The sequence below is a fragment of the Amycolatopsis sp. NPDC026612 genome (genome assembly GCF_040638285.1).
Taxonomy (GTDB): Bacteria; Actinomycetota; Actinomycetes; order Mycobacteriales; family Pseudonocardiaceae; genus Amycolatopsis.
In genome coordinates, this window is sequence record NZ_JBEZYB010000022.1 from 15,481 (window position 1) to 40,251 (window position 24,771).

Genomic DNA, 24,771 nt, shown 5'->3' on the forward strand with positions numbered 1-24,771 from the left:
TGCTCGAGCCTTTCCCCGGTCTCCGAAGGGAGCTCGGCGGGTTCCCGGCTTGACCACCGGCTTCCTTCGGCGCTACCGCCCGGCCGGAGCACCGGGTACGGCCGTCGCAACCATATGAAAGAGACGACCGAGCTATCAGGCCTGCTGATCCGGACCGCCTCGGCCGGCGGCCCGGCGCCGCCCGCTGGGGCGCAGGGGCTACTTCAGCACGCTGACCGCGCGGGCGATGACCAGCAGCGACGTCAGCAGCGCCGCGACGCTCTGCACCGCCATCAGCACCTTCGCCCGCGACGACAGCGGCATCGTGTCCGTGGGGCTGAACGCCGTCGAATTGGTCACCGACACGTACAGGTAGTCCACCAGGGTCGGCACCCAGTCGGACTTGACACTGGAACCCTCGGCGACCTCCTCGACGGCGTCGTCGTTCTCGTCCTGGGAGAACCGGAAGTCGGCCAGCGGCAGGTCGGCGCGGGCGGCCTGGGTGCGCTTGACCGGGCCGCCGCGGTCCAGCTCCCAGTAGGCCAGGCCGAACGCGATCACGTTCGTCAGCCACACCTGCAGCGCACCCAGCAGCAGGGCTTGGCCACTGCCGGCCGCGCCGGCGACCAGGTCGTGGATGAGCAGCCCGAGCGCCCCCAGGTTGGTGACGCCGATGACCACGACCAGCGCCAGGGACACCACCCGGGAAAACCGCGTCTGCCGGGTGACGCGCCGCGGGTTGATCGCGATCAGCGGGACCAGCAGCACGATCTCCAGCGCCGGGACCACGAACCGCGGGGCGACCAGCAGCTGTTCCGGCAGCGCGAGGTAGAGGGTGATGGCCACGAGAGTCGCGATGGCGGCCGGCAGCCGCGCCTCACCGCGGCGCTGGTGACGAGGATGACGGGTGCGGGCCGCGACCCGATCGGCTGACATGACGGCGGTGACTCCTCGGGAACGGCCGCTGACCGGCCCTTGTTCGGCGGGCCGCCAGCCTAGCCTCCGGCGCCCCGGACCGCCGCCGACGGCACACGCAGGCCGCCCTCCGGACGGCGTCTGCTCGTGAGGCCGGCAATAGTCGTCGCCCCACCCGGCGGGCGGGGAGGGGTATACCGCCACTCTTCCCCGGGGAGGTGTCACGGGCGCCGGAGGTCTCTCAGCGTTTTCACAGCGGGTTTGCGCCAAGGTCGGCGCCGTCCGTCGTAGGGGAGGTTTTGTGCACGACCCGCTGACCCGGCGCCGCCTGTTCGGGGTGACGCTGGGCGCCGCCGCGCTGGCCGCGTGCTCGGCACCCGGGCAAACTCCGGCTCCGGTCGGTTCCACCCCGCCGCAGGCGGTGCCGCCGCCGTCGAGCACACCCCCACCGGCTCCCTCGCCGCACCCGAAGGGGCCGGCCACCGAATTCGTCCGCTCCTCGTCGGGGCGGCCGCAGGTCGCGCTGACGTTCCACGGCGCGGGCGACCCGCAGGTCACCCGCCAGGTGCTGGACGTCGTGCACCAGCACGGCGCCCGGATCACCGTGCTGGCGGTCGGCACCTGGCTCGCCGAGCACCCGGACGCCGCCCGGATGGTCCGCGACGGCGGCCACGAACTGGGCAACCACACCTGGAGCCACCCGGCGCTCGCGGGGTACGCGGCGGAGCCGATGTACGCGGAAATCCAGCGGTGCCGGGACAAACTCGCCGAACTGACCGGCTCGCCGGGGAACTTCTTCCGCCAGTCCCAGGGCCAGCACGCCACCCCCGAGGAACTCGCCGAAGCCGGCAAGGCAGGCTACGCCCGGGTGCTGTCCTACGACATCGACTCCCTGGACTGGAAGGACCCCGGGCCGGCCGCCATCCGCGCCGCGGTGGCGAAGGCCCGCGCGGGCAGCGTGATCAGCATGCACCTCGGCCACCCGGGCACGGTGGCCGCGCTCCCCGGCATCCTGACCGCACTGGCGGCCCGTGGCCTCACCCCGGTCACCGCGTCGGAACTGCTGGCGTAAGCGGATGCGCGTCCGGCTGACCGCCGTGGTCTTCAGTCTCGTCCTCGCCGCCGGCTGCTCGCCGGGCACCGGCTCGGACATGTCCGGGATGCCGGGCATGTCCGGCGGCCCGGGCACGTCCGTGCCGCACGTGCCCACTCCGCCGGTCCCGGCGCTGAACCCGCTGCCCGGCATGCCCGGCGTCCCGGACCCGCACGACGTCGATGCGGCGGCGGGCGCCGGGATGCTCTCTCCCGCGGTCGCCGGCGACAAGCCCCTGGTTTACGTGCCGCACAGCGGCTCCGGCGACGTCTGGGTCATCGACCCGGCGACCTTCCGCGTCGTCGCGAAGTACCCGGCGGGCAAGGAACTGCAGCACGTGGTGCCCTCGTGGGACCTGCGCACGCTCTACGCCACCGACGACCGCGGCGACCACGTGCTGCCGTTCGACCCGAAGACCGGGCTGCCGGGCCAGGCGTTCCCGGTCGTGGACCCGTACAACATGTACTTCAGCCCGGACGGGCAGTACGCGATCTCGGTGGCCGAACGGCTGCGCAAGCTGGTCTGGTACGACCCGCACACCTGGCAGGTCCACGACGAAACCCCGGCTCCGGAGTGCGCGGGCATCGACCACGCGGACTTCTCCCCCGACGGGCGCACGGCCGTCTTCACGTGCGAGTTCGCCGGCCGCGTCGCGGTGGTCGACGTGGCTTCCCACCACCTGCTGCGGATGATCGACATGCCGCACCGCAACACGAAAATGGGCCCACAGGACATCAAGCTCGCCCCGGACGGCTCGGTCTACTACATCGCGGACTCCGACGCGAACGGCCTCTGGGTCCTCGACGGCGCGGCGACGAAAGTGCTCCGCTTCATCCCGACCGGCCGCGGCGCGCACGGGCTCTACTTGTCACGGGACGCGAAGCAGCTGTATGTGACCAACCGCCACGAGGGCAGTGTCAGCGTGCTCGACGCCTACACCGGCGCGCCGGTCACGACCTGGCACATCCCGGGCGGCGGAAGCCCGGACATGGGCAACGTGACCTCCGACGGCACCCAGCTCTGGCTGTCCGGCCGCTACGACCGGGTGGTGTACGTACTGTCCACAAAGGATGGAACGCTGCTGGCGAAGATCCCCGTCGGGAACGAGCCGCACGGCCTGTGCGTCTGGCCACAGCCGGGCCGATATTCCCTGGGCCACACCGGCATCACCCGATGAGCCACCGCAACCACGGAGACGGGTGCGGCGGGCAGCCGAGGGAACGGGCGCCCGCTCAGGCTTCAGCCCGACGAGGTCACCACGAGCGCCGACAACCGCGCAACAGCGGCCCAGAACTCGGTGAACAGGCCTGACTCCCCGCCGCTCGCCTGCGGTCGTTACAACTGGACCATCCAATGTTACGGATGTAACCTCGCGATGTGAGCATCGAACCAGACAGCCGGGGCTGGCTGGTCATCAGCGTGTCCACCGCGAGCGCGCCGGACTCGCTGCGGGTGCAGGTGTGGCGGAAACTTCGCTCGCTCGGCGCCCTCTACCTGCAGCAGTCGGTGTGCCTGCTGCCCGCCCGGCCGCCGGTCGTGCGGGAGATCCGCCGCCTGGTCGACCGGGTCCGCCACCAGGGCGGCACGGCCCGGGTGCTGCCGATGGCCTTCACCGACCCGGCCGAGGAACAGGCGGTGATCGCCGAGCTCAACGCGGCCCGCGACACCGAGTACGCCGAGGTCCTCGAGCGCCTTCCCGGATTGCGGCAGGAACTCGCGGACGAACAGGCGCGCGGCAACGCCACCTACGCCGAAGTCGAGGAGTCCGAGGCCGACCTGCAGCGCTTCCGCACCTGGATGGGCAAGGTCGCCGCCCGGGACTACTTCGACGCCCCCGCCGGCCAGGCCGCCCGCGACGCGGTGGAGCAGGCCGCCGAGGAGCTGGCGGCCTTCGAGGAAGCGGCCCTGCACGCCGAGGCCCCCCGGCTGCGGGCGGTGAAGGAGAAATGACCGGCTCGTTCTGGGGGGACCTGCTCATCGGCGTCGGCTGCGCACTGCTGCTGACCTGGCTCGTCCTGATCGTGGCGCTGCTCGTGATCCGGCCGCGCGGTGGGCGCCTGCGGGAGGCGCTGCGGCTGCTGCCGGACGTCCTGCGGCTCATCCGGCGCCTGGCCGCCGACAAGACACTTCCCCGCGGCGTCCGGGTCCGGCTCGGGTTGCTGCTGGCCTACCTCGCGCTGCCCATCGACCTGGTGCCGGACTTCATCCCCGTCCTCGGCTACGCCGACGACGCCATCATCGTCACCGCCGTCCTGCGCAGTGTCGTCCGCCGCGCCGGACTCGACGCCGTCCGCGCCCACTGGCCCGGCACCGACGACGGCTTCGACGCGCTGACCCGGCTCACCGGCTTGCGCCGGTCCTCGCGGTAGGCGTTCGAAGCGAGAGGTGACACCGACGATTCCACCACGACGACGACCGCTTGAGGGGAATCAGCCCAGGCCGTGGACCTTCTTGTACTCCAGGGCGTAGGCGAGCTTGCCGGGCTTGGCGTCGGTGTAGGGCTTGCTCAGCTTGCCGAACTCGCCCTTGGCCTCGGCCGCGCCGTCGTTCCACGCGCCCAGGGCGTCGAGGTCCGCGGCCGTGAAGCCGCTGTCCACCACGGTGTCCTTGGGCAAGGCGACCATCGCCTGGGTGACCGACTTGACCGTCGCGAGGTAGCCGACCAGGTCACCGGAGTTCCCCGTGCCCAGGGCGACCGGCTTGGCGTCGCGCAGCCAGTCGCCCCAATAGAACTCCTGGAACGGCAGGTCATTCTGCGCATAGCCGATGTCGCGGCCGAAGTAGAGCAGGCCGCGGAACCGGTCGTCGCCGAAGTGGGCCAGCCCGACCGACTTCGGGAGCTTGTTCACGGTGATCGGGTTGCCGTCTGCATCGCGCAGCCACACCCACTTGTGCTCCTGCATCCGCGCCCAGAAGTCGCGGCGGGTCAGCGTGCTGTAGTTCGCCAGCACCCGCAACCGGACGTGCAGGTTCAGCCCGCCGTCGGGGGTCTCGGCGAAGGAGGTCAGCGTGTGGTGCCCGTCGGTCAGGAACGGCTCACCACAGGGCCCGATGACCACCGTCTTCATCGCCGCCACGCTGTCCGGCGTCTCCGCGCCGACGGCCAGCCGGCAGGTGAACGAGGACGGATCGTCCAGGCGCGCTCCGGGCGACACCGACGCCGCGGCAATCCGGCCGTCGGCCTCGCACCAGTCGTCGAACTTCTTGTCGACCGTGTCCTTGCCGAGCGTGTAGCGACCCAGCTTGGAGTAGACCTCGTCGTAGCCCAGCGACGGCTGCGTCGGGCGCACGTCCCCGATCCGCACGTCGAGCAGGTCACCGGTCTCGGCGCACAAGTACCCCGCGGACGGCCTCGACCGGTGGTCGTGACCGCAGAACGCCGGCCGGCTGCCCGGCGCACCCGGGGCGGCCGCCGCAGCCGAGCTCATCAGCCCGGCACCGGCAGCCGCCGCGACGACGACCGCGAGGAACCGGCCAAACTTGGCGCGAGTACGCATCTTCACCCCAGGGAGTGGGAGGGACATCGCCGAGATCCTGCGGTGCTCCAGGGAACACCGCTCGACACCCAGGTGGCCATCCGGCGACTCCCCCGTGAACTGACGAGCGAGGCGCTGCGACTGCCCCACGGACCGCCCCAAGCCAGTGGCAGCTTCGAGTTGAGGTCACGTGAACGACCGGTGGGTCACCTGCGGCCGCAGGTGACCCACTCGGGACGTTGTCAGCGGATGCCGACACTGTTCGTATAGATGTCCTCGTCGTTGGCGATCGACGCGTTCGGTGCGCCGGCCTGGCAGGTGCGCGGCGGGGTGCCGGGCGCGCCGGTGCCGGGGCAGAGGAACAGGTCCGGTGGGCGGGTGTCCGACCAGACCGGGTAGGCGGTGCGGGCCGTGACGGCGATTCCGGCGTAGTCACCGTAGAAGGTGCCGGTGAACTGCGTCGGCGGCGGCATGCTGCTCGACGTCGCTCGGGTTGGGGAGAACCCGGTGGAGACCGTGATGTCGGAGAAGCCGGTGGTCTCGTCGGCGCCGTACTGGCGGTCGTAGTAGCTGACCGTGAAGGTGCCGTCCGGGCTGAACGCGGCGCCTTGCCAGAACTGGTCGGTCCGCGCCTGGCCGGGTGCGGCGGTGACCACCGGCAACTGCCGGACGTCGGTGGTGCCGCCGGCGAACGAGGCGCCGGCGTTCGTCGACGTCGACAGCACGATGTCGTTGTTGCAGGTGCCGTTCTTCACCCCGGTGTAGGTGTTGATGCCGGTGGCGGGGTTGAACCCGGTCGGCGTGCAGCCGGTGGCCTCGTTGGAGTTCCGGCTGATGTAGGAGCCGTAGGTCACCAGGACGCGGCGCGGGTTCCGCGGGTCGACGCCGCCGATCGGGTAGTTGCTCGCGCGGAACACCGAGTTCGCCGACGGGCCCTTCTCCGGGATACAGGCTCGGCCGGGGTCCTGGCCGTTCTGGTAGGTCGCGCAGTCGGGCAGCTCGTGGTAGCTGCCGACGAGCACGGGGGTGGAGAACGTCTGCCCGCCGTCGGCCGAGCGGGCCAGCAGGACCTGGTTGTGGTTGTCCGCCGGGTTCGCGGTCGCATTGTTGAAGTTGTTGAACACCACGTACAACGCGCCGTCCGGGCCGACGAACGGCTGCGAGTCCTGGTTCTGGTTGCACCGGCCCCGCGGGGTCGGGAAGCCGAGCGGGTTGGCGCACAACGCCGTGTCGGAGCTGACCAGGACCGGCGCGGAGAACGTTTCGCCGTAGTCGGCGGAGTAGGCCTCGTAGATGTAGCCGGTGCCGTCGTCGGCGAAGGTCGTCCAGGACACGTAGACGCGGTCGCGGAACGGGCTGCGCGGGTTGCTGTCCACGGTCAGCAACTGCTTGTCCAGCAGGAAGTTCCCGGCGCCGGCAGTGTCGTCGTGGGTGGCGACGGGCCGTCCGGGGAAGTTCCAGGACGCGCCGTTGGTGCCGGTGGAGCGGAAGACCAGGAACGCGCTCGATTGGTCCGGGTTCGGCGACACGGCGCTGCCGCGGTTGAACACCTGGCACGACAGGTAGGCGTTGCCACGGGAGTCCCAGGCCACCGACGTGTCGCCGCCGGACTGCCAGTACTCCCGCGGTGCGCCACCGAAGTCGGTGCCGCGGCTGAAGCCGTTCGGCGTGGTCGCGTCGGCCCAGGTCCGGGCGCCATCGAGGGAGTAGCTGACGCCACAGGTTCCGTCGCCGCGGCGGTAGTCGTTGTAGGTGGCGATGACGTGGCCGGCGTTGTTCGGATCGGCGGCGGCCCAGGTCTCGTTCTGGGCCTGGGCGCGGCCCTGCAGATCGGGGTCGGTCAGGTTCAGGCAGTTCTGGTTGACCTTGATATTCGCACCGAACCGATTGGCGCACGGCGCGGCGGCCGAGGGCGTGGCCCGGTTCGGGACCAGCGCGCGGGCGGCGTTGGCCGGGTCTTCGCCGTTGAGGACCGTGGACAGCAGCCCGGAGACGTGGCGTTGCTGCACGGGGTTGAGCTGGTGGTAGCCGAACGGCTGCGCGGCGGCCGGGGCCACGGCGAACACGCCGAGCGCGGCCGTACTCAGAATCGTCACACTGATCACGGAAATGGTGCGGGGACGCGACACGGGCGTACTCCCTCTTTTGACCGGTATTTCCGGTTTGCGGTCAGCCACACGGAATCGACCGTGCCTTGGCCGCCGTGGGAATGGTCGTCCCGAAACGCCCGGTCGTTACCGAGGTGTCCACTGTCCACACGGGAGCAAGTAAGCGCACGGCCAAATCTTGCGCCGTTCGGCCGCCCCCGAACGGGTCTGGATCGGTGGAGACCCCTTTACAGCATCCGATCCGAGTGGCTGGATCGACAGTCGTCATGGCCCGCAGCGGCGACCCCGCTGCCCGCCTCACTGCCGCATATCACCGGAGAAGGTGAACGCGCCATGCCGCTTTCCCGAAGAATCCTCACCGCCACCCTGCTGCCGGCCGTCGTGGTTGGTGGCTTGCTGGTGTCCGCGACGTCCGCGTCCGCGAACGTCGCCGTGACCCAGGTCAGCGCCGATCCGTTCACCGACGCCCAAGCCCAGCACCGGACCGAGGTCGAACCGGACACGTTCGCGTTCGGCTCCACGATCGTCTCGGCCTTCCAGGTCGGGCGCGTCTCCGGCGGCGGGTCGTCCGACATCGGCTTCGCCACCTCCACCGACAGCGGCGCCACCTGGACCCAGGGCTTCCTGCCCGGCACCACCGCCAACACCGGCGGCCCCTGCGGCCAGATCAGCGACGCCGCCGTCGCCTTCGACGCCAAGCACAACGTCTGGCTGATCTCCTCCCTCGGCGTCAACTGCCCCACCGGCGAGCCGGTCCTCACCAGCCGCTCCACCGACGGCGGCAAGACCTTCGGCAACCCCGTCACCACCGCCACCGGCTCGCTGGACAAGAACTGGATCGTCTGCGACAACACCACGACCAGCCCGTTCTTCGGCAACTGCTACACCCAGTACGACATCACCAGCTCCGGCGACTCGATCCGGATGAAGACCTCCAGCGACGGCGGCCTCACCTGGGGCCCGGCCCGCGCCACCGGCGACAGCGCCACCGGCCTCGGCGGCCAGCCCGTCGTCCGGCCGAACGGGACCGTCCTCGTGCCCTACCTCTCACTGAACGACCAGATCCGCTCGTTCCGCTCCACCGACGGCGGCGCCAGCTGGCGTTCCACCGTCCTCGTCTCGAGCATCAGCCACCACGACGCCGCCGGCGGCCTGCGCGAAGAAGCCTTGCCCAGCGCGGAAATCGACAACGCCGGCACCGCCTACGTCGCCTGGTCGGACTGCCGGTTCCGCTCCGGCTGCCCCGGCAACGACATCGTGCTGAGCAAGTCCACCAGCGAAACCACCTGGGGTGCCCCGACGCGGGTGCCGATCGACGCCACCACCAGCACCGTCGACCACTTCGTCCCCGGCATCGGCGTCGACCCCTCGACCTCCGGTGCGAGCGCCCGGGTCGGCCTGACCTACTACTTCTACCCCACCGCGAACTGCACCGCCGCGACCTGCCGGCTCGACGTCGGGTTCATCTCCTCGACCAACGGCGGCACCAGCTGGGGCGCCGCCACCCAGGTGGCCGGGCCGATGAACCTGTCCTGGATCCCGAACACCTCCCAGGGCCGCATGTTCGGCGACTACATCTCCACCTCGGTCCGCGCCGGGGGCAACGCGTTCCCCGTGATCCCGATCGCTTCGGCCCCGAGCGGCACGACGTTCACCATGGGCATGTTCTCTCCCACCGGCGGCCTGCCCTTGACCGGCGGCGCCCGCCGCTCGTCGGACACACCCACGTCGCAGGCGTCCGCTGGAATCACGCTGACTGCCTTCTGATCGTGAACACCGATCCGGCGCCCACGTCAGGACGGAGGTGGGCGGTACAGAGGTCACCAGCCGGTCAGGTCAGCTCGGCGGGTTCGGCCGGGTCAGGCCGAGGTCGTAGGCGAAGATCACCGCCTGGACGCGGTCCCGGGCGCCCACCTTCGCCAGCACCCGGCCGACGTGGGTCTTGACCGTGGATTCCGACAGCACCAGACGTTCGGCGATCTCGCCGTTGGTCCACCCGCTGCCGATGGCGACCAGGATTTCCTGCTCGCGTTCGGTCAGGGTCAGCCAGCGAGGATCGGTCCGGGACGACGGATCGGCGCTGCCGTCCGGGAGCCGCTGGGCGTAGGTGTCGAGGAGCCGCCGGGTCAGCGCCGGGGCGATGACGGCGTCACCGCCCGCGACCGCCCTGATGCCCGCGAGCAGTTCTTCGGGATGGGCGTCCTTCAGGAGGAACCCGCTCGCTCCGGCGCGCAACGCGGCGTAGGCGTACTCGTCCAGGTCGAACGTGGTCAGGACGAGGACGCGGGACCGGCCGCCGGTGGCGAGGATCTGCCGGGTGGCTTCGATGCCGTCCATGCCGGGCATGCGGATGTCCATGAGGACGACGTCAGGCCGCAGTTCCGCGGTCCGCCGCACCGCTTCGGCCCCGTGCGCGGCTTCGCCGACGACTTCGGTGTCCGGCGTCGCGTCGAGCAGCATCCGGAAGCCGAACCGTTGCAGGGGCTGGTCGTCGACGATGAGCACGGTCGTCACAGCGCACCGCCGGGCGGAACGGAGATCGGGGTGAGATCCAGGACCGCCTGCACGACCCAGCCACCGCCGGCGGTGGGGCCGACGGTGACCGTGCCGCCGTACAGGGCCGCGCGTTCCCGCATCCCGGCGATTCCGTGCCCTTCCTCGACGGGTGGCTCGCACGGCGTGGCGGCGCCGGGCGGTCCGGTGTCCTGGACACGGATGCGCAGCGCCGGACCCTCGACGGCGATCAGGACGTCGACCCGGGTGCGCGGGCCGGCGTGCTTGAGCGTGTTGGTGAGCGCCTCCTGGACGATCCGGTAGGTCATCAGCTGCACCCCGCGATCGAGGGTGTCCAGCTCACCGGCGGACCGGAGGAGGATTTCCGGTCCGGCGGCGCGGATCCTCGTGCACAACGCGTCGAGGTCTCCGATGCCCGGTTGCGGGTTCAGGTCCGGCGCGTCCGACTTGTCCCGCAGGACACCCAGCATGCGCCGCAGCTCCCCCAGCGCCTGCCGGCCGGCGTCGCCGACCAGCTCGAGCGCTTGCTTGCTGCGTTCGGGGGTGACCTCGGCCGCGTAGGCACCGCCGTCGGCCAGCGTGATGATGACCGACAGGTTGTGGCCGATGATGTCGTGCATCTCGCGGGCCATCCGGGTGCGTTCGGTGACGGCGGCCAGCCTGCTGCGCTGGTCCCGCTCGATCTCCAGCTGCCGCGCGCGATCGCGCAGGCTCGCCAGCTGGGCCCGGCGGATCCGGACGGCCAGCCCGAGCGCGACGGCCGCGGTGACGGCGGTGAGCAGGAAGAACAGCGCCTCCCAGAACGACACCGCGGACACCGCCCGGGAGACCCGGGCCGCCACAGGGAGCAGGAGCGTGACCACCCCGGCACCCGCCCACGGCAGGTGCCGCGGCCGGGCGTGCAGGGTGACGCTGTAGAGCGCGACGAGCAGGGCGACGTCGGCGCGCAGGAAGACCCCGAGCGACCACTGGACGACGAACGCCGCCGCGGTCAGGGCCAGCGCGACCGAGGGGGCCCGGCGCCGCCAGAACAGCGGCAGCAGCAAGCCGGCCTGCAGCGCGAGGGTGCCGGCCGCCGGCAGGTGGGTGAACGCGAGCCGCAGCTCGTCGGGACCGCGCCCGTCGTCGTGCGGGACCAGGTCCGGCACGCAGAACAACAGGAACAGCGCGGCGATCACCGCCAGGTCCAGGACCCACGGGTGGCGCCGGTCGGACTGCCGCAGCCGCTGGCCGTACGACGTGAGGCGCACGACCAGCGGGGGTCCGGTCCACGACGGGACCGCGGCTGGGTCGTCGGGCACGGGCGTCACCTGCTCATCGTTGCGGAAAACCGCCGGCGCGGCACCAGGGGCCGCGCCGGCGGTGGGCGTCGTCAGGCGTCGGACCGTGCGAGCCGGTAGGCGGCGCCACCCAGCAGGAGGACCGTCCAGCCGGCGAAGACCAGCATCCCGGCGGCCGGCGCCAGCGTGGTGGCGTCGTGGGTCAGGGCGAACATCGCCTGTCCCGCGTTGCTGGGCAAGTACGGGCTGATGTCGCTCTGCCACGACGCCGGCAGCAGGGAGATCAGGCCCGGGATCAGCATCAGCGCGCCGACGAGGACCGAGATGCCCCCGGCGACCGAGCGCAGGAGCGCACCGAGCGCGACCCCGATCACGCCGACCAGGCCCAGGTAGAGCCCGGTGCCCAGCAGGCTGCGCAGCACGCCCGGGTCCGACAGCGACATCGCCGCGGGCGTCCCGGCCACGATGGCGTTGCCGAAGACGAAGGCGAGGAACGCGCCGGCCGTGCCGACGAGCAGCGCGACGACGCCGAACACGGCCGACTTGGACCACAGCACCGGCAGCCGGCGCGGGACCCCGGTCAAGGTCGAGCGGATCATGCCGGTGGAGTACTCGCCGGCGGTCACGAGCACGCCGAGCACACCCAGCGCCAGCTGCGCGAAGTTCGTGCCGAACAGCGACAGGCTCAGGGCGGTCGCGTTGGCGAAGTCGGGGTCGAGCGGCTGGCCGGAGCCGATGTTCGACTTGTACCGGGCGGCGGAGATCAGCCCGAAGGCGACCAGGAACACCAGGCCGAGGACCAGGGTGATCCAGGTGGAGCGCAGGGACCAGAGCTTGGTCCACTCCGAGCGCAGGACGTGGCGCCCGGTCACCCGGTAGACCGGGCGGACGGTGCGGGCGGGCGCTTCCGGGGTCAAGGTGGTCATGCCGCCCTCCCGAGCGCGTCGATGCCGGTGGTGACGCCGTGGTATTCCACGGCGTCGCGGGTCAGGTCCATGAAGGCTTCTTCGAGGGAGACGGTCCGGGCGGACAGCTCGAACAGGGCGATGCCGTGTTCGGCGGCCTTGGTGCCGATGGCGCGTGCCGAGAGGCCCTTCACCTGCAGCTCCTCGGAACCCGTGCGGCCCGCGATCTCGACGCCGGGACCGGCCAGGACCTCGCGCAGGCGCGCGGGGTCCGCGGTGGCCACCTGGACGGTGTCGCCGCCGGCGTCCCGGACGAGGTCGTGCACGGTGGTGTCGGCGAGCAGGCGGCCCCGGCCGACGACGATGAGGTGCTCGGCGACCAGCGCCATCTCACTCATCAGGTGCGACGAGACGAACACGGTGCGGCCGTCGGCGGCGAGCCCGCTGAGCAAGTTGCGGATCCAGAGGACGCCCTCGGGGTCCAGGCCGTTGACCGGCTCGTCGAGCATGATCGTGGCCGGGTCGCCGAGCAGGGCCGCGGCGATCCCCAGCCGCTGGCCCATGCCGAGGGAGAAGCTCCCCGCGCGCTTCTTCGCCACCGACTGCAGCCCGGTCAGCTCGATCACCTCGTCGACCCGCCGTCGCGGGATGCCGTGGGTCTGCGCCTGCGCGAGCAGGTGGTCGAACGCCGACCGGCCGCTGTGGACGGACTTCGCCTCGAGCAGGACCCCGACTTCCTGCAACGGAGAGGTGTGCTCGGCGTAGCGGCGGCCGTTGACCTTGACCGAGCCGCTGGTCGGCGCGTCCAGTCCGACGATCATCCGCATCGTGGTGGACTTGCCCGCCCCGTTGGGCCCCAGGAACCCGGTGACGGTGCCCGGCCGGACGGTGAAGTCCAGGTGGTCGACCGCCGTCTTCTCCCCGTACCGCTTGGTCAGCTGGTGTGCCTCGATCATCGTTCATCCCCTGGATCCGCGGACCGGTCGCCCCGGCCCGTTCTGCCTCAACGGTAGGAAGGGACCCGGGTCGCGACGTGGTACCGCGGGAGGCAATTCGCCGCGGCGAGTGGTACCGCGGTACGACAGCTCCCCGCCGGCCGCGCGGTGTCAGGCGCCGAACCGGCGTTGCCGGCCTGCGTAGTTGCGCAGGGCGCGGAGGAAGTCGGTGTCCGCGACCTCGGCGAGTGTGCTGCCGGAGGTCGCGCGCTCGATGAGGAGGCCGCCGTACCCGATCGCCGGTACGCCGATCCTCGCGCCGGCCGGTTACGGCACCGTCCAGACGCGGACATGACCAAGACCGCCTCGTCGACAGGCGGCGACGCACAGACAGAACTGCCTGGGAGGGCCGAGATGATCTCGACCCTCCCAAGACAGTCCGGTACGAGGATCAGATCTTGCCCGCGGCCACGTCGGCGAGGGTCACGCGGGAGGACCTGTAGTTCACCACCCAGCGCTTGGCCGCTTCCGCCGACGTGATCTCCTCACGGATCGGCAGGCCGTTGTCGGCGTTGATGATGAGGACGTCCGTACTGCCGTCCAGGATGGCGGGGGGCGCAGTGAGGGTCAGCGCGGCATGGCCGTCGACCTTGGTCTTGCCGACGATCATGTCCGGGATGGTCGCGTACAGCTTCAGCACGCCCGCGCGGACCTCCGCGTCGGCGGCGTTGGCGAACAGCGCGTGTTCGATGTTGCTCAACAGGTGGTTGTTGACGAGGTTCTCCAGGTCCTTGCCCGTCGGACGCGGTTTGGGGCCCGGGAACGGCTTGCCGATCTTGCGGAACATCTCCGCGGCCTCCGCTTGGGCGGCCGCCCAGGCCTTGTCCGCCTCGGCGGGGCTCAGGCCGATTCCCAGGGGATTGCCGGACGCGGTGATCATCGCGATCCTGGCCTTTTCGACGTCGCCGTTCGCGGCGAGCCGGGCCGCCGCCATGACCTTCCCGTCGTACGGCGTGGCAGGCTGGGCGTCGCCCTTGGCGACTGCGGCCACCAGGGACTTCGTCGAGTCGCCCGTGAACTGCTCACCCTTGTCGGTGTAGATGGTGTAGTAGAGGTCCGGCTTGTTGTTCAGCCCGAACTTCGTGTTGATGATCAGCGACGCGTCTCCGGGCTGCGTGCCGGCCGCCTTGACCGCGGAGGCCAGTTTCACCAGTGGTGCCTCGGGCGCCTGCGGGGCCGCGTCGGACGGGCCGGCCGGGACGCTGCCGCCGGACGTACTCACCACCACCACCGCCGCCGCGACGGCCGCCGCGCCCACGGCGGCGACGCTGACCTTGGGCCAGGAAAACCAGCGCTTCGGTCGCACGACCGTGGCCGCGGGTTCCGCCATCGCCGTGTGCAGTGCCGTGCGGGCGCGGTCATAGGCCTCGGGGCCGGGGGACGGCACGTCGCGCAGATTCTTCATGAGATCCATTTCGTCCATGGGTTGTCTTTCAGGTTGTCGGGACTTGCAGCAGCGCGACCACTTCGGGGGCTTCACGCAATGCCTTGCGCGCCTGGTGCAACAGGCGGCGGGCCGTGCCGGCCGGGATGTCGAGCACCCGCCCGGCTTCGGCGACGGTCAGGTCCTCCCAGGCGACCAGGCCCAGCACTTCCCGCTCTTCCGGTTTGAGCCGAGCCAGTGCCCTGCTCAGCAGTGCCTGCGTGTCCACGCGGGCATCCACCGCCGGCCACGGATCCCAGTCACTCGCCACGCCGGTCAGGTCCGACGCCGGCTCCTCGGCCGGTTCGGACCGCCAGTGCCGGCGCAGCCTGTTCAGCGCGACGCCGTACAACCAAGGCCTGGCTTCGGGATAGGAACGGTCGTAGTTCGCACGGGACTCGTAAGCCGCCACCCACACATCGCCGAGCACGTCCTCGGCGGCCTGCCGCCCCACTCTGCGCGCCAGGTAGTTCCCGAGCGCGGTCTCGTGCCGGCTGATCACTTCGACGAAGGCATCGGTGTCTCCGCGCAGCGACCTACCGATCAGTTCCGCGTCTGACGACATGAAGCTCCTCGGGTTTCGCTTCGCCCTGACACCCCGTCTTTGCCAACGCGCACCCAAAGCGTTCAGGTTGTGTCACCGCATGACGAACATCGCTGGTCAGACGTGCGCGAGGGCGAGGAAGTGCCCGGCTTTGCGTTCGTAGCGCGGAGAGTCAGACCCCGGCGTCCGGTCGGCGGAGATCCCGCCGCATCAGCCAGCGAACCCGGCGATCGGCCCGCGCCTCGGTCGGCCGGACCCGCTCGAATCCCGCCGCTTCGAACAGGGACGTCATGCCGACGTGCGCCGCGCTCGAACTGATGCGCGCGCCCTCCGGATCGACCGGGTAGCCCTCCACCGCCGGGGCGCCGCACGAACGCGCGTAGTCGACCGCCCCGGCCAGCAGCGCCGCGGACACGCCCTGGCCCCGGTGCGACGAACGCACCACGAAACAGACCACGCTCCACACCGCCAGATCGTCGAGCGGCGGCATCGTCCGGGAGCGTTTCAACCGTTCCATGCTCGAGCGCGGCGACACTCCACACCAGCCGACCGGCGTGGCCCCGTCATAGGCGAGCACGCCCGGCGCGGACTCGTCCGCGCACAGGCCACGGACCCGCTCGGCTCGTGCTTCACCACGCAGCGCGCTGTACTCGGCCGCCGTGACGCGGTAAGCGAGGCACCAGCAGGCACGCTCGTTCCCGCTCGGGTTCAGGATCGAAGCGACGTCGTCGAAGTGGGACGCGGGGCGAACGATGACCATGGAATCACCGTAGAATCCGATTCCCGGCAAAGCCACGTCGGGTAAGGGGACCGCGGATGGATCGGCTCGTCGGCTCCGGCCGTGCGGACCGTCGAACGCGACGTCACCCGCCTGCGCACGGCGGGCGTCCCGGTCGAGGTCGACGTCAAGGCCGGCGCCGGCGGCGGCTACCGGCTCACGATGCCGGCCGTCGTGCCACCGGTGAGCTTCAGCCCCGGCGAGATCGCCGCCCTCGTCGCGTCCCTCGTGGCCCTCGGCCCCTACACCTCCGCCACGGCCGCCGGCGCGCTGGGCAAGCTCCTCACCGCCTTACGCTAGCTCGCGGCGTTGTCCCCACGACGGAGGAACCGCCGACCGGCAGGCAGTTCACGGGCGCCCCGCGACGAACACCCGCACGTCCCGAGCACCCAGCCGGACCGTCGCACCGCCGGGCGCGGTACTCCCGTCCAGGACGTCGGCCAGCGTCGCCGGCGTCTCCACCTCGGCGGCCAGCCCGCTCCAGTTGTGGACGACATGCACCCGGCGCCCGTCCGGCGCCGTCCCCGTCGTCACCGTGACCGGTGGCGGCAGGCCGGACCAGCCGCTGACCGGTTCGGGGGCCAGCCACGCCGCCAGCGCCCGGGCCAGGTCGCGGCCGGGCACCGTGCCGACGCAGGTGACCCGGCCCGCGCCGTGGCCGCGGGTGGTGACAGCGGGCCAGCGGCCGAAGTGCGGGTGGTCGTACTCCGCGAGCACCTCGGCGTCGACGACGGTGAGCCCGTCCACCCAGCGGGTCGCGGTGGCCCCCGGCGGCAGCCGGAGCGGGCTGCCGGGCACCGCGCGCAGCGGCAAACCCGTGGCCAGGTTGCTGAACTCGTCGTACCGGACTCCCGCGGCGGCCACGAGCCGCGGCGGAGCCTGCTCGGGCCGGGCCCGGGCTTCGTGGTCGGCGTAGCCGGTGCGCGGACCGAGAACGAGGTGACCGCCACTGTGCGCGTAGGCGGCGAGCCAGTCGAGCATCGCGTCATCGGCGATGTAGAGGCCTGCGGCGATCAGCACCGGGTGCCGTCGCGCCGCGGCCTCGGGGGAAATCCCGTCGCGCAACTGGCGGGCGTGGAAGATCCGGACCTGACGCCCGGCGTCGAAGGCGCCGCGGTAGAACGGATCGAAGATGCGGTGGTAGGCCGCGGGGTCCGGGCCACCGTCCGCTGTGGACAGTGGCGGGTACTTCTGCATCAGCCACTTGCTCGGCACGGAGTAGACCATCGCGATGTCGGCGTCCGGTTCGATCCCGGCGGCCACCGGCCCGGCCGCGGCGAACTCGGCGCCGAGCCGGGCCAGCTCGGCGTACACGCGGCCGGGACGCCCGCTGTGCGGCAGGACGCCACCCCAGTACGTCTCGGTCCCGAAGTGCAGGGTGTGCCAGTGCCAGTACTCGATCATCCGGGCGCCGCGGGCGACCAGCGCCCAGGCGGCCTGACGCCACTGGCCGTCGTAACCGGGCCGGTTGTCCCACGGGGAGCTGATCGCCTGCGCGTTCGTCTCGGTGACGAGGAACGGTTCCTGGCGGGAGGAGAAGATCCGGTCCGCGCTCTGGAGGAGTGCCCAGACGCCGGTGGTCTTCCACTGCTGCTCGTGGTCGTCGGGGGTCGGGTCGGGCAGGACGAGACCGTCCTGCAGGTCGTAGTACGGGTTGCCCGCGGTGACGTCCAGGTTGTCGGTGAGCTCGTCGTCCTCCAGCGCGACGTGACCGTAGGAGAGGCAGGTCGTGACGAACTGGCCGGGCCGGGCGTACTCCCGGGCGAGATCGGCCTGCCAGGCGACGAACTCGGTGGTCTGGCGCGCCTGGAACGCCCGCCACGCGAGGTCGTACTGCGGCTGCCCGTTGCCGTCCGGGGTCCACAGGTCGGCCCAGGTGGACAGCCGGTGCGACCAGTACACCAGGCCCCATTCGCGGTTCAGGGTCTCGACGTCGCCGTACCGGGCGCGCAGGTGGTCGACGAACCGCTGGAAGAGGCCGTGGTTGTGCGGCAGGCGCAGGCCGGGCTCGTTGTCCACTTGGAAGCCGATCACCGCCGGGTGCCCGGCGTAGCGGCCGAGGATCTTCCGCACCACCCGCTCCGCGTGGAAGCGGAAGGCGGGATGGGTGAAGTCGGCCTCCTGCCGGGCACCCCACCCGACGCGCTGCCCGGTCGCGTGGTCGGCGGCGATCTCCGGGTACTGCCGAGACAGCCAGGGCGGCACGGCGTACGTCGGCGTGCCGAGCAGCACCGCGATCCCGCGTTCGTGGGCGCCGTCGAGCACCGGCTGGAGCCACTCCAGGTCGAACCGCCCGTTCTCCGGCTCCCAGGTGGACCACACCGACTCGCCCACCCGGATCACCGTGAACCGGGCCTGGGCCATCAGGTCCAGATCGGCTTCGAGCCGCTCGTGCGGCTGGTACTCGGCGTAGTAGGCGGCGCCGAACAGGACGCGCGCGGGCAGGGCGGCCATCAGGAAACGGTGCCGGTCACGGCGGTTCCCGACTTGGTGACGGAGTACCGCACGGTGGCGCCGCTCCAGAAGTGGAAGGTCAGCGTCACCCGGGCGCCGCCGGTGACCGCACCGAAGAACGCGGGCGTCAGCGTGATCGCCCCGCCGGGGTAGTCGGGCGAGAACGCGTCGTTGAACTGCTGGTAGGAGGTCCAGTTCGCGGGCCCGGCGTTGCTGCCGTCGTCGTACTCGGCCTCCATCGTCGCCAGCGCGTCGCCCTGGAACCGGACCGGAACGGCGAACGAGCCGGTCGTGCCGGTGGCGTCCGCCAGTACCGGCGGGTCGTAGGTGATCACGCTGACCGGCCACGGGATTCCGCGGGAGAACCGGGCCTGGAGGGTGGCGTTGACACCGTAGGCCCGGTCGCCCGTCAGCCGGGTGAGCGCGGCCGCCGTCAGGGTGAGCTGGTCACCGGAGACGGTGTAGTCCCGGCCCCGGCACAGCGGGGTGGCGCCCTGCCACAGTCCCAGGAACGCCGAGCCGTTCGGGTCGAGGGTGAGCGTCTGGGCGGTGACCGGGCCGGACTTGCGCACGAAGACCTGGTCCGTCGACGCGGTGCCGGAGCGGGTGGTCCAGCTCGACTTGATCTGGGCGACCAGGCCGGGATCCCGCCACTGCAGCGTGTCGCGGTTCAGGAACGAGAACGGGTCCCACAGGGCGGTGGTGACACCGTTGATCCGCGCCTGGTGGCCGAGCGCCTCGAAGTACTTCAGCGCCTCGCCCCGCTCGACGACATCGGGATGGAAGTGGTCGGGGTAGCCGAGCAGGCCGTACTCGCCGAGGTAGACCGGGATGCCCTTGGCCACGAGCGCGGCGTGCATCGCCGCGAAGGTGTCGGTCATGTCCTTCTGGACGGTGGCGTCGAACCGGGTGTAGCCGGCGATGTTCACGCTGAACGGCCAGAAGCTGTAGTAGTGCACGGTGGCGACCAGGTTCGGGTCGTGCAGCGAGCTGATCGTGGTGGCCAGGTCGTCCATTTGCGGCCGGCCCGGGGTGCCGCTCGGGGTCGACAGGACGAGCAGGCGGGTCGCGTTCCGGCCGCCCGAACCGCGCACGATGGTGTGGAACGTCGTGTTCAGCTCGTTGAGCAACCGGAGTTTCTGCGCGTCGGTGGCGTTGGTGAACGCCGGTTCGTTGACGCTCTCGAAGAGCAGCTTCGCGGGTTCGTCCCGGAACGCGGCGGCGATCTGGCTCCAGGTGGCAGTGAAGCGCGCGAGGACGTTGTCGTGATCGGTGGTGATGGCGGCGATCCACTGCCACGAGTCGTGGTGGACGTTGAGCACGACGGAGAGACCGTCGGACTCGGCCCAGCGGACCACCTGCTCGACCCGCGCCAGGAAGGCCGGGTCGATCGTGTACGGCGCGGTCGCCGACTGGTGACCGCCCCACGTCACGGGAATCCGGACGCTGCGGAAGCCCTGCGCACGGATCGTGTCGAACAGGGCCTTGGTGACCGGAGGGTTGCCCCACGACGTCTCGTCCGGGATCGCGTCCAGGGTGTTGCCCAGGTTCCAGCTGGGCTGCATCGCCGCCACGGCGGCCATCGCGGTCGGGGGCGCGTGGGACGTCTCCGCGGACGCCGTGCCGGTGGTGAGCCCGCCCAGCAGGGTCAAGGCCGTCAGCACGCTGGTCAGCAGCCGGACCCCGCGCCGTCGTGTTTCCGCCATGTCTCAAGCCTTTCGGTCGTGGTCGCCCGGCTCGTAGTCGAACCAGTCGAAGTGGACGGTGCCGGCGGCGGCGTACACGCCGATGACGCGGCCGGTGAAGCCGCCGGCCACCTCGGTCGACAGGTACCGGCCGTCCAGGGTGCCGAGCACGGTGAAAGCGCCGTCCGGCTCCTCGACGCCGAACGCGACGGAGTCGGGTCCGGAGCGCGGCTCGCCGGGGACCTGCGGGGTCACGTCGACGCCGAGCACCACGGGCCCGGCCGGCACCGGCAGAGTGGCGACCACCGTGCGCAGCGGGCCGATGCGAGCGAGCACCGTGACCGCTCCGGACCCCGCCTCGATCTCGTAGTGGTGCTCCTCGTCGAGCCGGACCGCCAGGCCACCGCGTCCGTCCGCCGGGTCGATCAGCGTGCGCACCCGGCACGAGAAGTGCTGCTGGCGCCGTCCGGCGAACACGACACCGGGATCGTCCATGCCGCCGCCCCGCGCTCGCAGGGTCAGCCACCCGGGCCGCTCCTGCGTGGTGCAGTGCTCCTCGGGCCTGCTGCGCACGGACACCCAGTGCGGCCGCAGCTCGCCGACGTCGAAGTCGTCCCGCTCCGGCACGGCGGGGCCGGGCCGGAGCGGCCACGGCGGCGCGGGCAGGTCGAGTTCCAGCGGGCCTGGGACCGGCCAGCCGTCGACCCACTCCACCGGCGCCAGGAAGGTCTCCCGGCCGAGCACGTGCCAGCCGGGAGTGCCGCCGCCCGGGCGGACGCCGAGCAGCACCAGCCACCAGGAACCGTCGGGGGCCTGCACCAGGTCCGCGTGGCCGGTGTTCTGGATCGGGTGGTCGGTTCCGCGGTGCGTGAGGATCGGGTTGGCGGGGCACGGCTCGAACGGGCCGGTGGGCGCGGGACCGCGGGCGATCGAGACGGCGTGGCCGCGCTCCGTGCCCCCTTCGGCGATCAGCAGGTACCAGTACTCGCCGATCCGGTACAGGTGCGGTGCTTCCGGGGCTTTGCCGCCGGGTGTGCCGGACCAGAGCCGGCGCTGCGGACCGAGCGCTTCCCCCGTGCGTGGGTCGATCCGGACCTGCCCGACTCCCGCGTACGTGCACCAGCAGGCGCCCTCTTCGTCCCAGGCGAGGTCCGGGTCGATGCCGGGCACCGCCGGCAACCGGACCGGCTCCGACCACGGGCCCGCCGGATCGGTGGCGGTGACCAGCAGGTGCCCGCCGTCGCTGACGTTCGTGACGATCAGCCAGAACCGGCCGTCGTGGTGGCGCAGCGTCGGGGCGTAGATCCCCGCGGACGACGGCGTTTCGACGGGGAGGCGCAGCTGGCTCGGCCGGTCCAGGACGTTGCCGAGCTGCGCCCAGTGCACCAGGTCACGACTGTGGAAGAGAGGCACGCCGGGGAAGTACTCGAAGCTGGAGCACACGAGGTAGTAGTCCTCGCCGACCCGGCAGACGCTGGGATCGGGGTGGAACCCGGGCAGGACCGGGTTGGCGACGGTCTTCGGGGGCACGGCCATGCGCTCGCTTTCCGTTCCGGGTACGTCAGGACAGCCGCAGCACGGCGCAGCCGCCGGCGGCCAGCTCGCCCACCGTCGTGCCGGTGAGCAGGTCGTGGGCGGGTTCCGGCAGCGGCACCGCGTCGGTCCGGTGGTTGAGCAGGAACTGCCACCGCCGTCCGTCCTCGGCGTGGCGGGTGACGGCTTCGACGCCGGTCGGCAGCTCCGGCCGTTCCCGGTCGACGCCGGTCTCGGTGACCAGCCGGCCGATCAGGGCGGCGTAACCCGGGTCGTCGAGGGTGGTGGACAGGTACCAGCCCTGACCCGCCCCGAAGCGGTGGCGGGTGAGAGCCGGGGCGCCCGCGAGCATGCCGTCGCGGTACGCCGCCAGCGTTTCGGCTCCTTCCGCGCGCACGGACTCGCTCCAGACGGTGCCGTGCGAGCCGTCGGAGAGGGCGATCCGCTCGGCCCGCCGCAGCGGCCGGTGCTCCTCGACCCGGATCCCCAGTGCCTCGCGCAGCGGGGCGGCGGGGTAGCCGCCGAGGCGCGCGTGGACGCGTTCGTCGACGACCCCGCCGAACTGCTGGACGAGCAGCGTGCCGCCGTCGGCGACGTAGCGCCGGAGACCGGCGGCGCCGGCGTCGGAGATCAGGAACAAGGCCGGGGCGATGACGAGCGGGTAGCGGCTCAGGTCGTCTTCCGGGTGCGCGAAGTCGGCGGTGACGCCGGCGTCCCACAACGTCCGGTGCGCGCGGCGCAGGGTCGCGTGGTAGTCGAGGTCGGCCGAGGGCAGGCCGTCACCGTCCGACGCCCACCACGCGTCCGCGTCGTGCAGCACGGCCACGCGCGCCTGGACCGTCGACCCGGCCAGCTCGCCGAGGCCGGCGACGGCCGCACCGAGCGCCGTCACCTCGCGGAAGATGCGGCTGTCCGGCCCGGCGTGCGGGACCATCGCCGAGTGCCACTGCTCGGCGCCCGCGCGGGACTGCCGCCACTGGAAGAACAGCGCGCCCTCCGAACCGCGCGCGATGTGGCCGAGGCTGTGCCGCAGGATCTCCCCCGGTTCCTTGCCCAGCGTCCGATCGCCGGCGTAGACGGTGTTGGTGCCCTGTTCCATCAGCAGCCACGGCCGGCCGCGGGCGAACGACCGGGCGCGGTCGGCACCGAAGGCGGTGTCCGCCGCGGCGTCGACGCCCGAAGCGTCCGGGTAGTGGTCGATGGCGACGAAGTCGACCTCGCGGCCGAGCGCCCACAGGTCCAGGTTCTGGTACCCGGGCACCATCAGGTTGGTCGTCACCGGCCGGTCGCTGCGGTCGCGGATCACGTCGCGCTGCTCGCGGTAGGCGGCGACGACCTCGTCGGACCAGAACCGGCGGAAGTCCAGTGCCTGGCCCGGATTCTTGTGCCACTGGGTCGCGCGAGGCGGGAGCACCTGCTCCCAGCCGGTGTAGTGCTGGCTCCAGAAAGCCGTACCCCACGCCGCGTTGAGCGCGTCGAGCGAGCTGTGGCGGGCCCGCAGCCACCGCCGGAACGCCGCGGCGGTGTGCTCGCACCAGCAGAGCGTGGCGTACTCGTTGTGCACGTGCCACAGCGCCACCGCCGGGTGGTCGCCGTAGCGCTCGGCCAGCGCGGCGGCGATCCGGCTCGCCGCGCTGCGGTAGGCGGGCGCCGCGAGGCAGTAGGTGTCCCGGCTGCCGTGGACCAGCGTGGTGCCGTCGGCGGTGACCGGCAGGGCGTCCGGGTGGGCCAGCGTGAACCACGGGGGCGGCGACGCGGTCGGCGTGGCCAGGTCGACGGCGATCCCGTTGGCGTGGAGGCGGTCGAGGTGGGCGTCGAGCCAGGCGAAGTCGTAGCGGCCTTCTTCCGGCTCCAGCAGGGCCCAGGAGAAGACGCCGACCGTCGCCAGGTTGACCCCGGCCCGCCGCATCAGCTCGTCGTCTTCCCGCCACACGGGCTCGTCCCACTGCTCGGGGTTGTAGTCCCCGCCGAAGGCGAGCCCGCCGAGCCTGCTGACCAGCCGGCGCGTCACCGGTGGACGACCTGTCGTGGCGGGGGTCCCGTGCTCTCGCTCACCGTCAGGACCGGGCTGAGCAGGACCAGCCGCTCGTCCGGTTCCTGCCCGTTCGCCGCCGCGGCGATGTTGCCCAGGACCTGGTCGACGGCGACGCGGCCGAGTTCCTGGGCCGGACCGGTCACGGCCGTCAGCCGGGGCGCGTACTGCTCGACGAGCTGTTCCGGGCAGAGGGCGATCACCGAGGCGTCCTCGGGTACGGTCCGCCCGCTGGCGCGCAGGAGGCCGAGCAGCGGACCGATCGCCCCTTCGTTCTGCACCACGAAACCCGTGGTCCCCGGCCGGTCGGAGAGAATGCGGGAGAGCACCCCGGCGGTGCTCTCGTAGGTGCCTTCGCAGGGCCGGTGCACGTACCGCAGGCCGCGCTGTTCGGCACGCTCGCGGAAGCCCTTGACCGTGCGTTCGGCGTACCCGGCGTGCCGGTCGTAGACGCCGGACCCGTAGCCGATGAAGGCGATCTCCCGATGCCCCAGGTCGGCCAGGTGGTCGGTGCAGAGCGCACCCGCCGCCGCGAAGTCGTGGTCGACGCAGGACAGGCCGCGCGGGTCGTCGGGCAGGCCGATGAGTGCGGCCGGGGTGCTGTTGGCCCGCAGCGCGGGAATGCGCTCGTCCTCCAGCTCCACGTCCATCAGGATCACGCCGTCCGCCAGCCCGCTCGCGGCGACCCGGCGCACTCCCTCCGGGCCCTCGTCGTTGGTGATCAGGAGCACGTCGTAGCCGTGCTGCCGGGCCGACACGGTGACCGAGATGGCGATCTCCATCATGATCGGCACGTAGACGTCGGCGCGCAGCGGCACGACGAGGGCGATGATGTGCGAGCGGCGTCCGGCCAGTGCCCGGGCACCCGCGTTGGGGTGGTAGCCGAGCTCGGACACGGCCCGCTCGACCCGGCGCCGGGTCGCTTCGGAGATCGTGCGCTTGCCGCTCAGCACGTAGCTGACCGTGCTGGCCGAAACGCCCGCGCGTCTGGCCACGTCGGCGAGGGTCACCATGGGGGGTGTACCTGCCTTTCTGGTGTCGTTCCGGGGAGAATCCG

General features: G+C 71.7%; 22 protein-coding genes. 7 read left to right on the forward strand and 15 right to left on the reverse strand.

Annotated features, from left to right (window positions below; genetic code table 11):
- Positions 1–198: 198 nt before the first annotated feature.
- Positions 199–915 (reverse strand): hypothetical protein, encoded by a 717-nt coding sequence (locus AB0F15_RS21360; RefSeq protein WP_360272780.1) that lies wholly within the window; start codon positions 913–915, stop codon positions 199–201.
- Between the two features lie 280 nt (positions 916–1,195).
- On the opposite strand from AB0F15_RS21360, the gene AB0F15_RS21365 reads away from it, so the two are divergent.
- From AB0F15_RS21365 to AB0F15_RS21380, 4 genes are all read left to right on the forward strand, one after another.
- The gene (locus AB0F15_RS21365) at positions 1,196–1,966 is read left to right on the forward strand and encodes a polysaccharide deacetylase family protein (protein WP_360272783.1); all 771 of its coding nucleotides are present in this window, start codon (positions 1,196–1,198) and stop codon (positions 1,964–1,966) included.
- A 4-nt stretch (positions 1,967–1,970) separates the two neighbouring features.
- Positions 1,971–3,164 carry a beta-propeller fold lactonase family protein gene (locus AB0F15_RS21370; RefSeq protein WP_360272786.1) on the forward strand — a complete coding sequence of 398 codons (1,194 nt, stop codon included), beginning with the start codon at positions 1,971–1,973 and terminating at the stop codon, positions 3,162–3,164.
- A 200-nt stretch (positions 3,165–3,364) separates the two neighbouring features.
- Positions 3,365–3,937, forward strand: a complete 573-nt coding sequence (locus tag AB0F15_RS21375; RefSeq protein WP_360272789.1) for a Chromate resistance protein ChrB — start codon at positions 3,365–3,367, stop codon at positions 3,935–3,937.
- On the forward strand, positions 3,934–4,356 hold the full coding sequence (locus tag AB0F15_RS21380) for a YkvA family protein (RefSeq protein ID WP_360272792.1): 423 nt from the start codon (positions 3,934–3,936) through the stop codon (positions 4,354–4,356). The genes AB0F15_RS21375 and AB0F15_RS21380 overlap by 4 nt, the downstream gene beginning before the upstream one ends.
- Before the next feature lie 60 nt (positions 4,357–4,416).
- On the opposite strand, the gene AB0F15_RS21385 is transcribed toward AB0F15_RS21380, so the two are convergent.
- Positions 4,417–5,484, reverse strand: a complete 1,068-nt coding sequence (locus tag AB0F15_RS21385; protein WP_360273008.1) for a ParB/Srx family N-terminal domain-containing protein — start codon at positions 5,482–5,484, stop codon at positions 4,417–4,419.
- Positions 5,485–5,705: 221 nt separating this feature from the next.
- A complete protein-coding gene (locus AB0F15_RS21390; RefSeq protein WP_360272795.1) occupies positions 5,706–7,559 on the reverse strand; it encodes a sialidase family protein in 1,854 nt (617 codons plus the stop codon).
- Positions 7,560–7,904: 345 nt separating this feature from the next.
- Between AB0F15_RS21390 and AB0F15_RS21395 the strand changes: the two genes are divergently transcribed.
- On the forward strand, positions 7,905–9,338 hold the full coding sequence (locus AB0F15_RS21395) for a sialidase family protein (protein WP_360272797.1): 1,434 nt from the start codon (positions 7,905–7,907) through the stop codon (positions 9,336–9,338).
- A 69-nt stretch (positions 9,339–9,407) separates the two neighbouring features.
- Here AB0F15_RS21395 and AB0F15_RS21400 read toward each other — a convergent pair whose 3' ends face one another.
- The 4 genes from AB0F15_RS21400 to AB0F15_RS21415 all read right to left on the reverse strand — a co-directional run bounded on the left by AB0F15_RS21400 (position 9,408) and on the right by AB0F15_RS21415 (position 13,226).
- A complete protein-coding gene (locus tag AB0F15_RS21400) occupies positions 9,408–10,085 on the reverse strand; it encodes a response regulator transcription factor (RefSeq protein WP_360272799.1) in 678 nt (225 codons plus the stop codon).
- Complete coding sequence (locus AB0F15_RS21405; protein ID WP_360272802.1) at positions 10,082–11,386, reverse strand: histidine kinase; 1,305 nt, start codon at positions 11,384–11,386, stop codon at positions 10,082–10,084. Before AB0F15_RS21405 ends, AB0F15_RS21400 begins: the two co-directional genes overlap by 4 nt.
- 71 nt (positions 11,387–11,457) lie before the next feature.
- A complete protein-coding gene (locus tag AB0F15_RS21410; RefSeq protein WP_360272805.1) occupies positions 11,458–12,291 on the reverse strand; it encodes an ABC transporter permease in 834 nt (277 codons plus the stop codon).
- Positions 12,288–13,226 (reverse strand): ATP-binding cassette domain-containing protein, encoded by a 939-nt coding sequence (locus AB0F15_RS21415; RefSeq protein WP_360272808.1) that lies wholly within the window; start codon positions 13,224–13,226, stop codon positions 12,288–12,290. The genes AB0F15_RS21410 and AB0F15_RS21415 overlap by 4 nt, the downstream gene beginning before the upstream one ends.
- Before the next feature lie 208 nt (positions 13,227–13,434).
- On the opposite strand from AB0F15_RS21415, the gene AB0F15_RS21420 reads away from it, so the two are divergent.
- Positions 13,435–13,560: a hypothetical protein gene (locus tag AB0F15_RS21420; RefSeq protein WP_360272811.1), complete on the forward strand. Its 126-nt coding sequence runs from the start codon at positions 13,435–13,437 to the stop codon at positions 13,558–13,560.
- 96 nt (positions 13,561–13,656) lie between these two features.
- Here AB0F15_RS21420 and AB0F15_RS21425 read toward each other — a convergent pair whose 3' ends face one another.
- The 3 genes from AB0F15_RS21425 to AB0F15_RS21435 form a co-directional block, all read right to left on the reverse strand.
- Positions 13,657–14,670 (reverse strand): hypothetical protein, encoded by a 1,014-nt coding sequence (locus AB0F15_RS21425; protein WP_360272814.1) that lies wholly within the window; start codon positions 14,668–14,670, stop codon positions 13,657–13,659.
- Between the two features lie 28 nt (positions 14,671–14,698).
- The gene (locus AB0F15_RS21430; RefSeq protein WP_360272816.1) at positions 14,699–15,253 is read right to left on the reverse strand and encodes a sigma-70 family RNA polymerase sigma factor; all 555 of its coding nucleotides are present in this window, start codon (positions 15,251–15,253) and stop codon (positions 14,699–14,701) included.
- Positions 15,254–15,404: 151 nt separating this feature from the next.
- On the reverse strand, positions 15,405–15,992 hold the full coding sequence (locus tag AB0F15_RS21435; protein WP_360272818.1) for a GNAT family N-acetyltransferase: 588 nt from the start codon (positions 15,990–15,992) through the stop codon (positions 15,405–15,407).
- An 81-nt stretch (positions 15,993–16,073) separates the two neighbouring features.
- Here AB0F15_RS21435 and AB0F15_RS21440 point away from each other — a divergent pair, with 81 nt between their 5' ends.
- A complete protein-coding gene (locus tag AB0F15_RS21440) occupies positions 16,074–16,310 on the forward strand; it encodes a hypothetical protein (RefSeq protein WP_360272821.1) in 237 nt (78 codons plus the stop codon).
- Positions 16,311–16,358: 48 nt separating this feature from the next.
- Here the strand turns inward: AB0F15_RS21440 and AB0F15_RS21445 are convergent, their stop codons facing one another.
- Genes AB0F15_RS21445 through AB0F15_RS21465 form a run of 5 tightly spaced genes read right to left on the reverse strand, consistent with a single transcriptional unit; the run spans position 16,359 to position 24,709 of the window.
- Positions 16,359–18,464, reverse strand: coding sequence for a beta-galactosidase (locus AB0F15_RS21445; RefSeq protein WP_360272824.1), 2,106 nt, complete (start codon positions 18,462–18,464; stop codon positions 16,359–16,361).
- Positions 18,464–20,170, reverse strand: coding sequence for a cellulase family glycosylhydrolase (locus AB0F15_RS21450; RefSeq protein ID WP_360272827.1), 1,707 nt, complete (start codon positions 20,168–20,170; stop codon positions 18,464–18,466). The genes AB0F15_RS21445 and AB0F15_RS21450 overlap by 1 nt, the downstream gene beginning before the upstream one ends.
- A 3-nt stretch (positions 20,171–20,173) precedes the next feature.
- The gene (locus tag AB0F15_RS21455) at positions 20,174–21,685 is read right to left on the reverse strand and encodes a glycoside hydrolase family 43 protein (protein ID WP_360272830.1); all 1,512 of its coding nucleotides are present in this window, start codon (positions 21,683–21,685) and stop codon (positions 20,174–20,176) included.
- A 25-nt stretch (positions 21,686–21,710) separates the two neighbouring features.
- Positions 21,711–23,693 carry a beta-galactosidase gene (locus tag AB0F15_RS21460; RefSeq protein WP_360272833.1) on the reverse strand — a complete coding sequence of 661 codons (1,983 nt, stop codon included), beginning with the start codon at positions 23,691–23,693 and terminating at the stop codon, positions 21,711–21,713.
- Entirely contained in the window at positions 23,690–24,709 is a 1,020-nt protein-coding gene (locus AB0F15_RS21465) for a LacI family DNA-binding transcriptional regulator (protein ID WP_360272836.1), read from the reverse strand. Before AB0F15_RS21465 ends, AB0F15_RS21460 begins: the two co-directional genes overlap by 4 nt.
- Positions 24,710–24,771 lie beyond the last annotated feature (62 nt).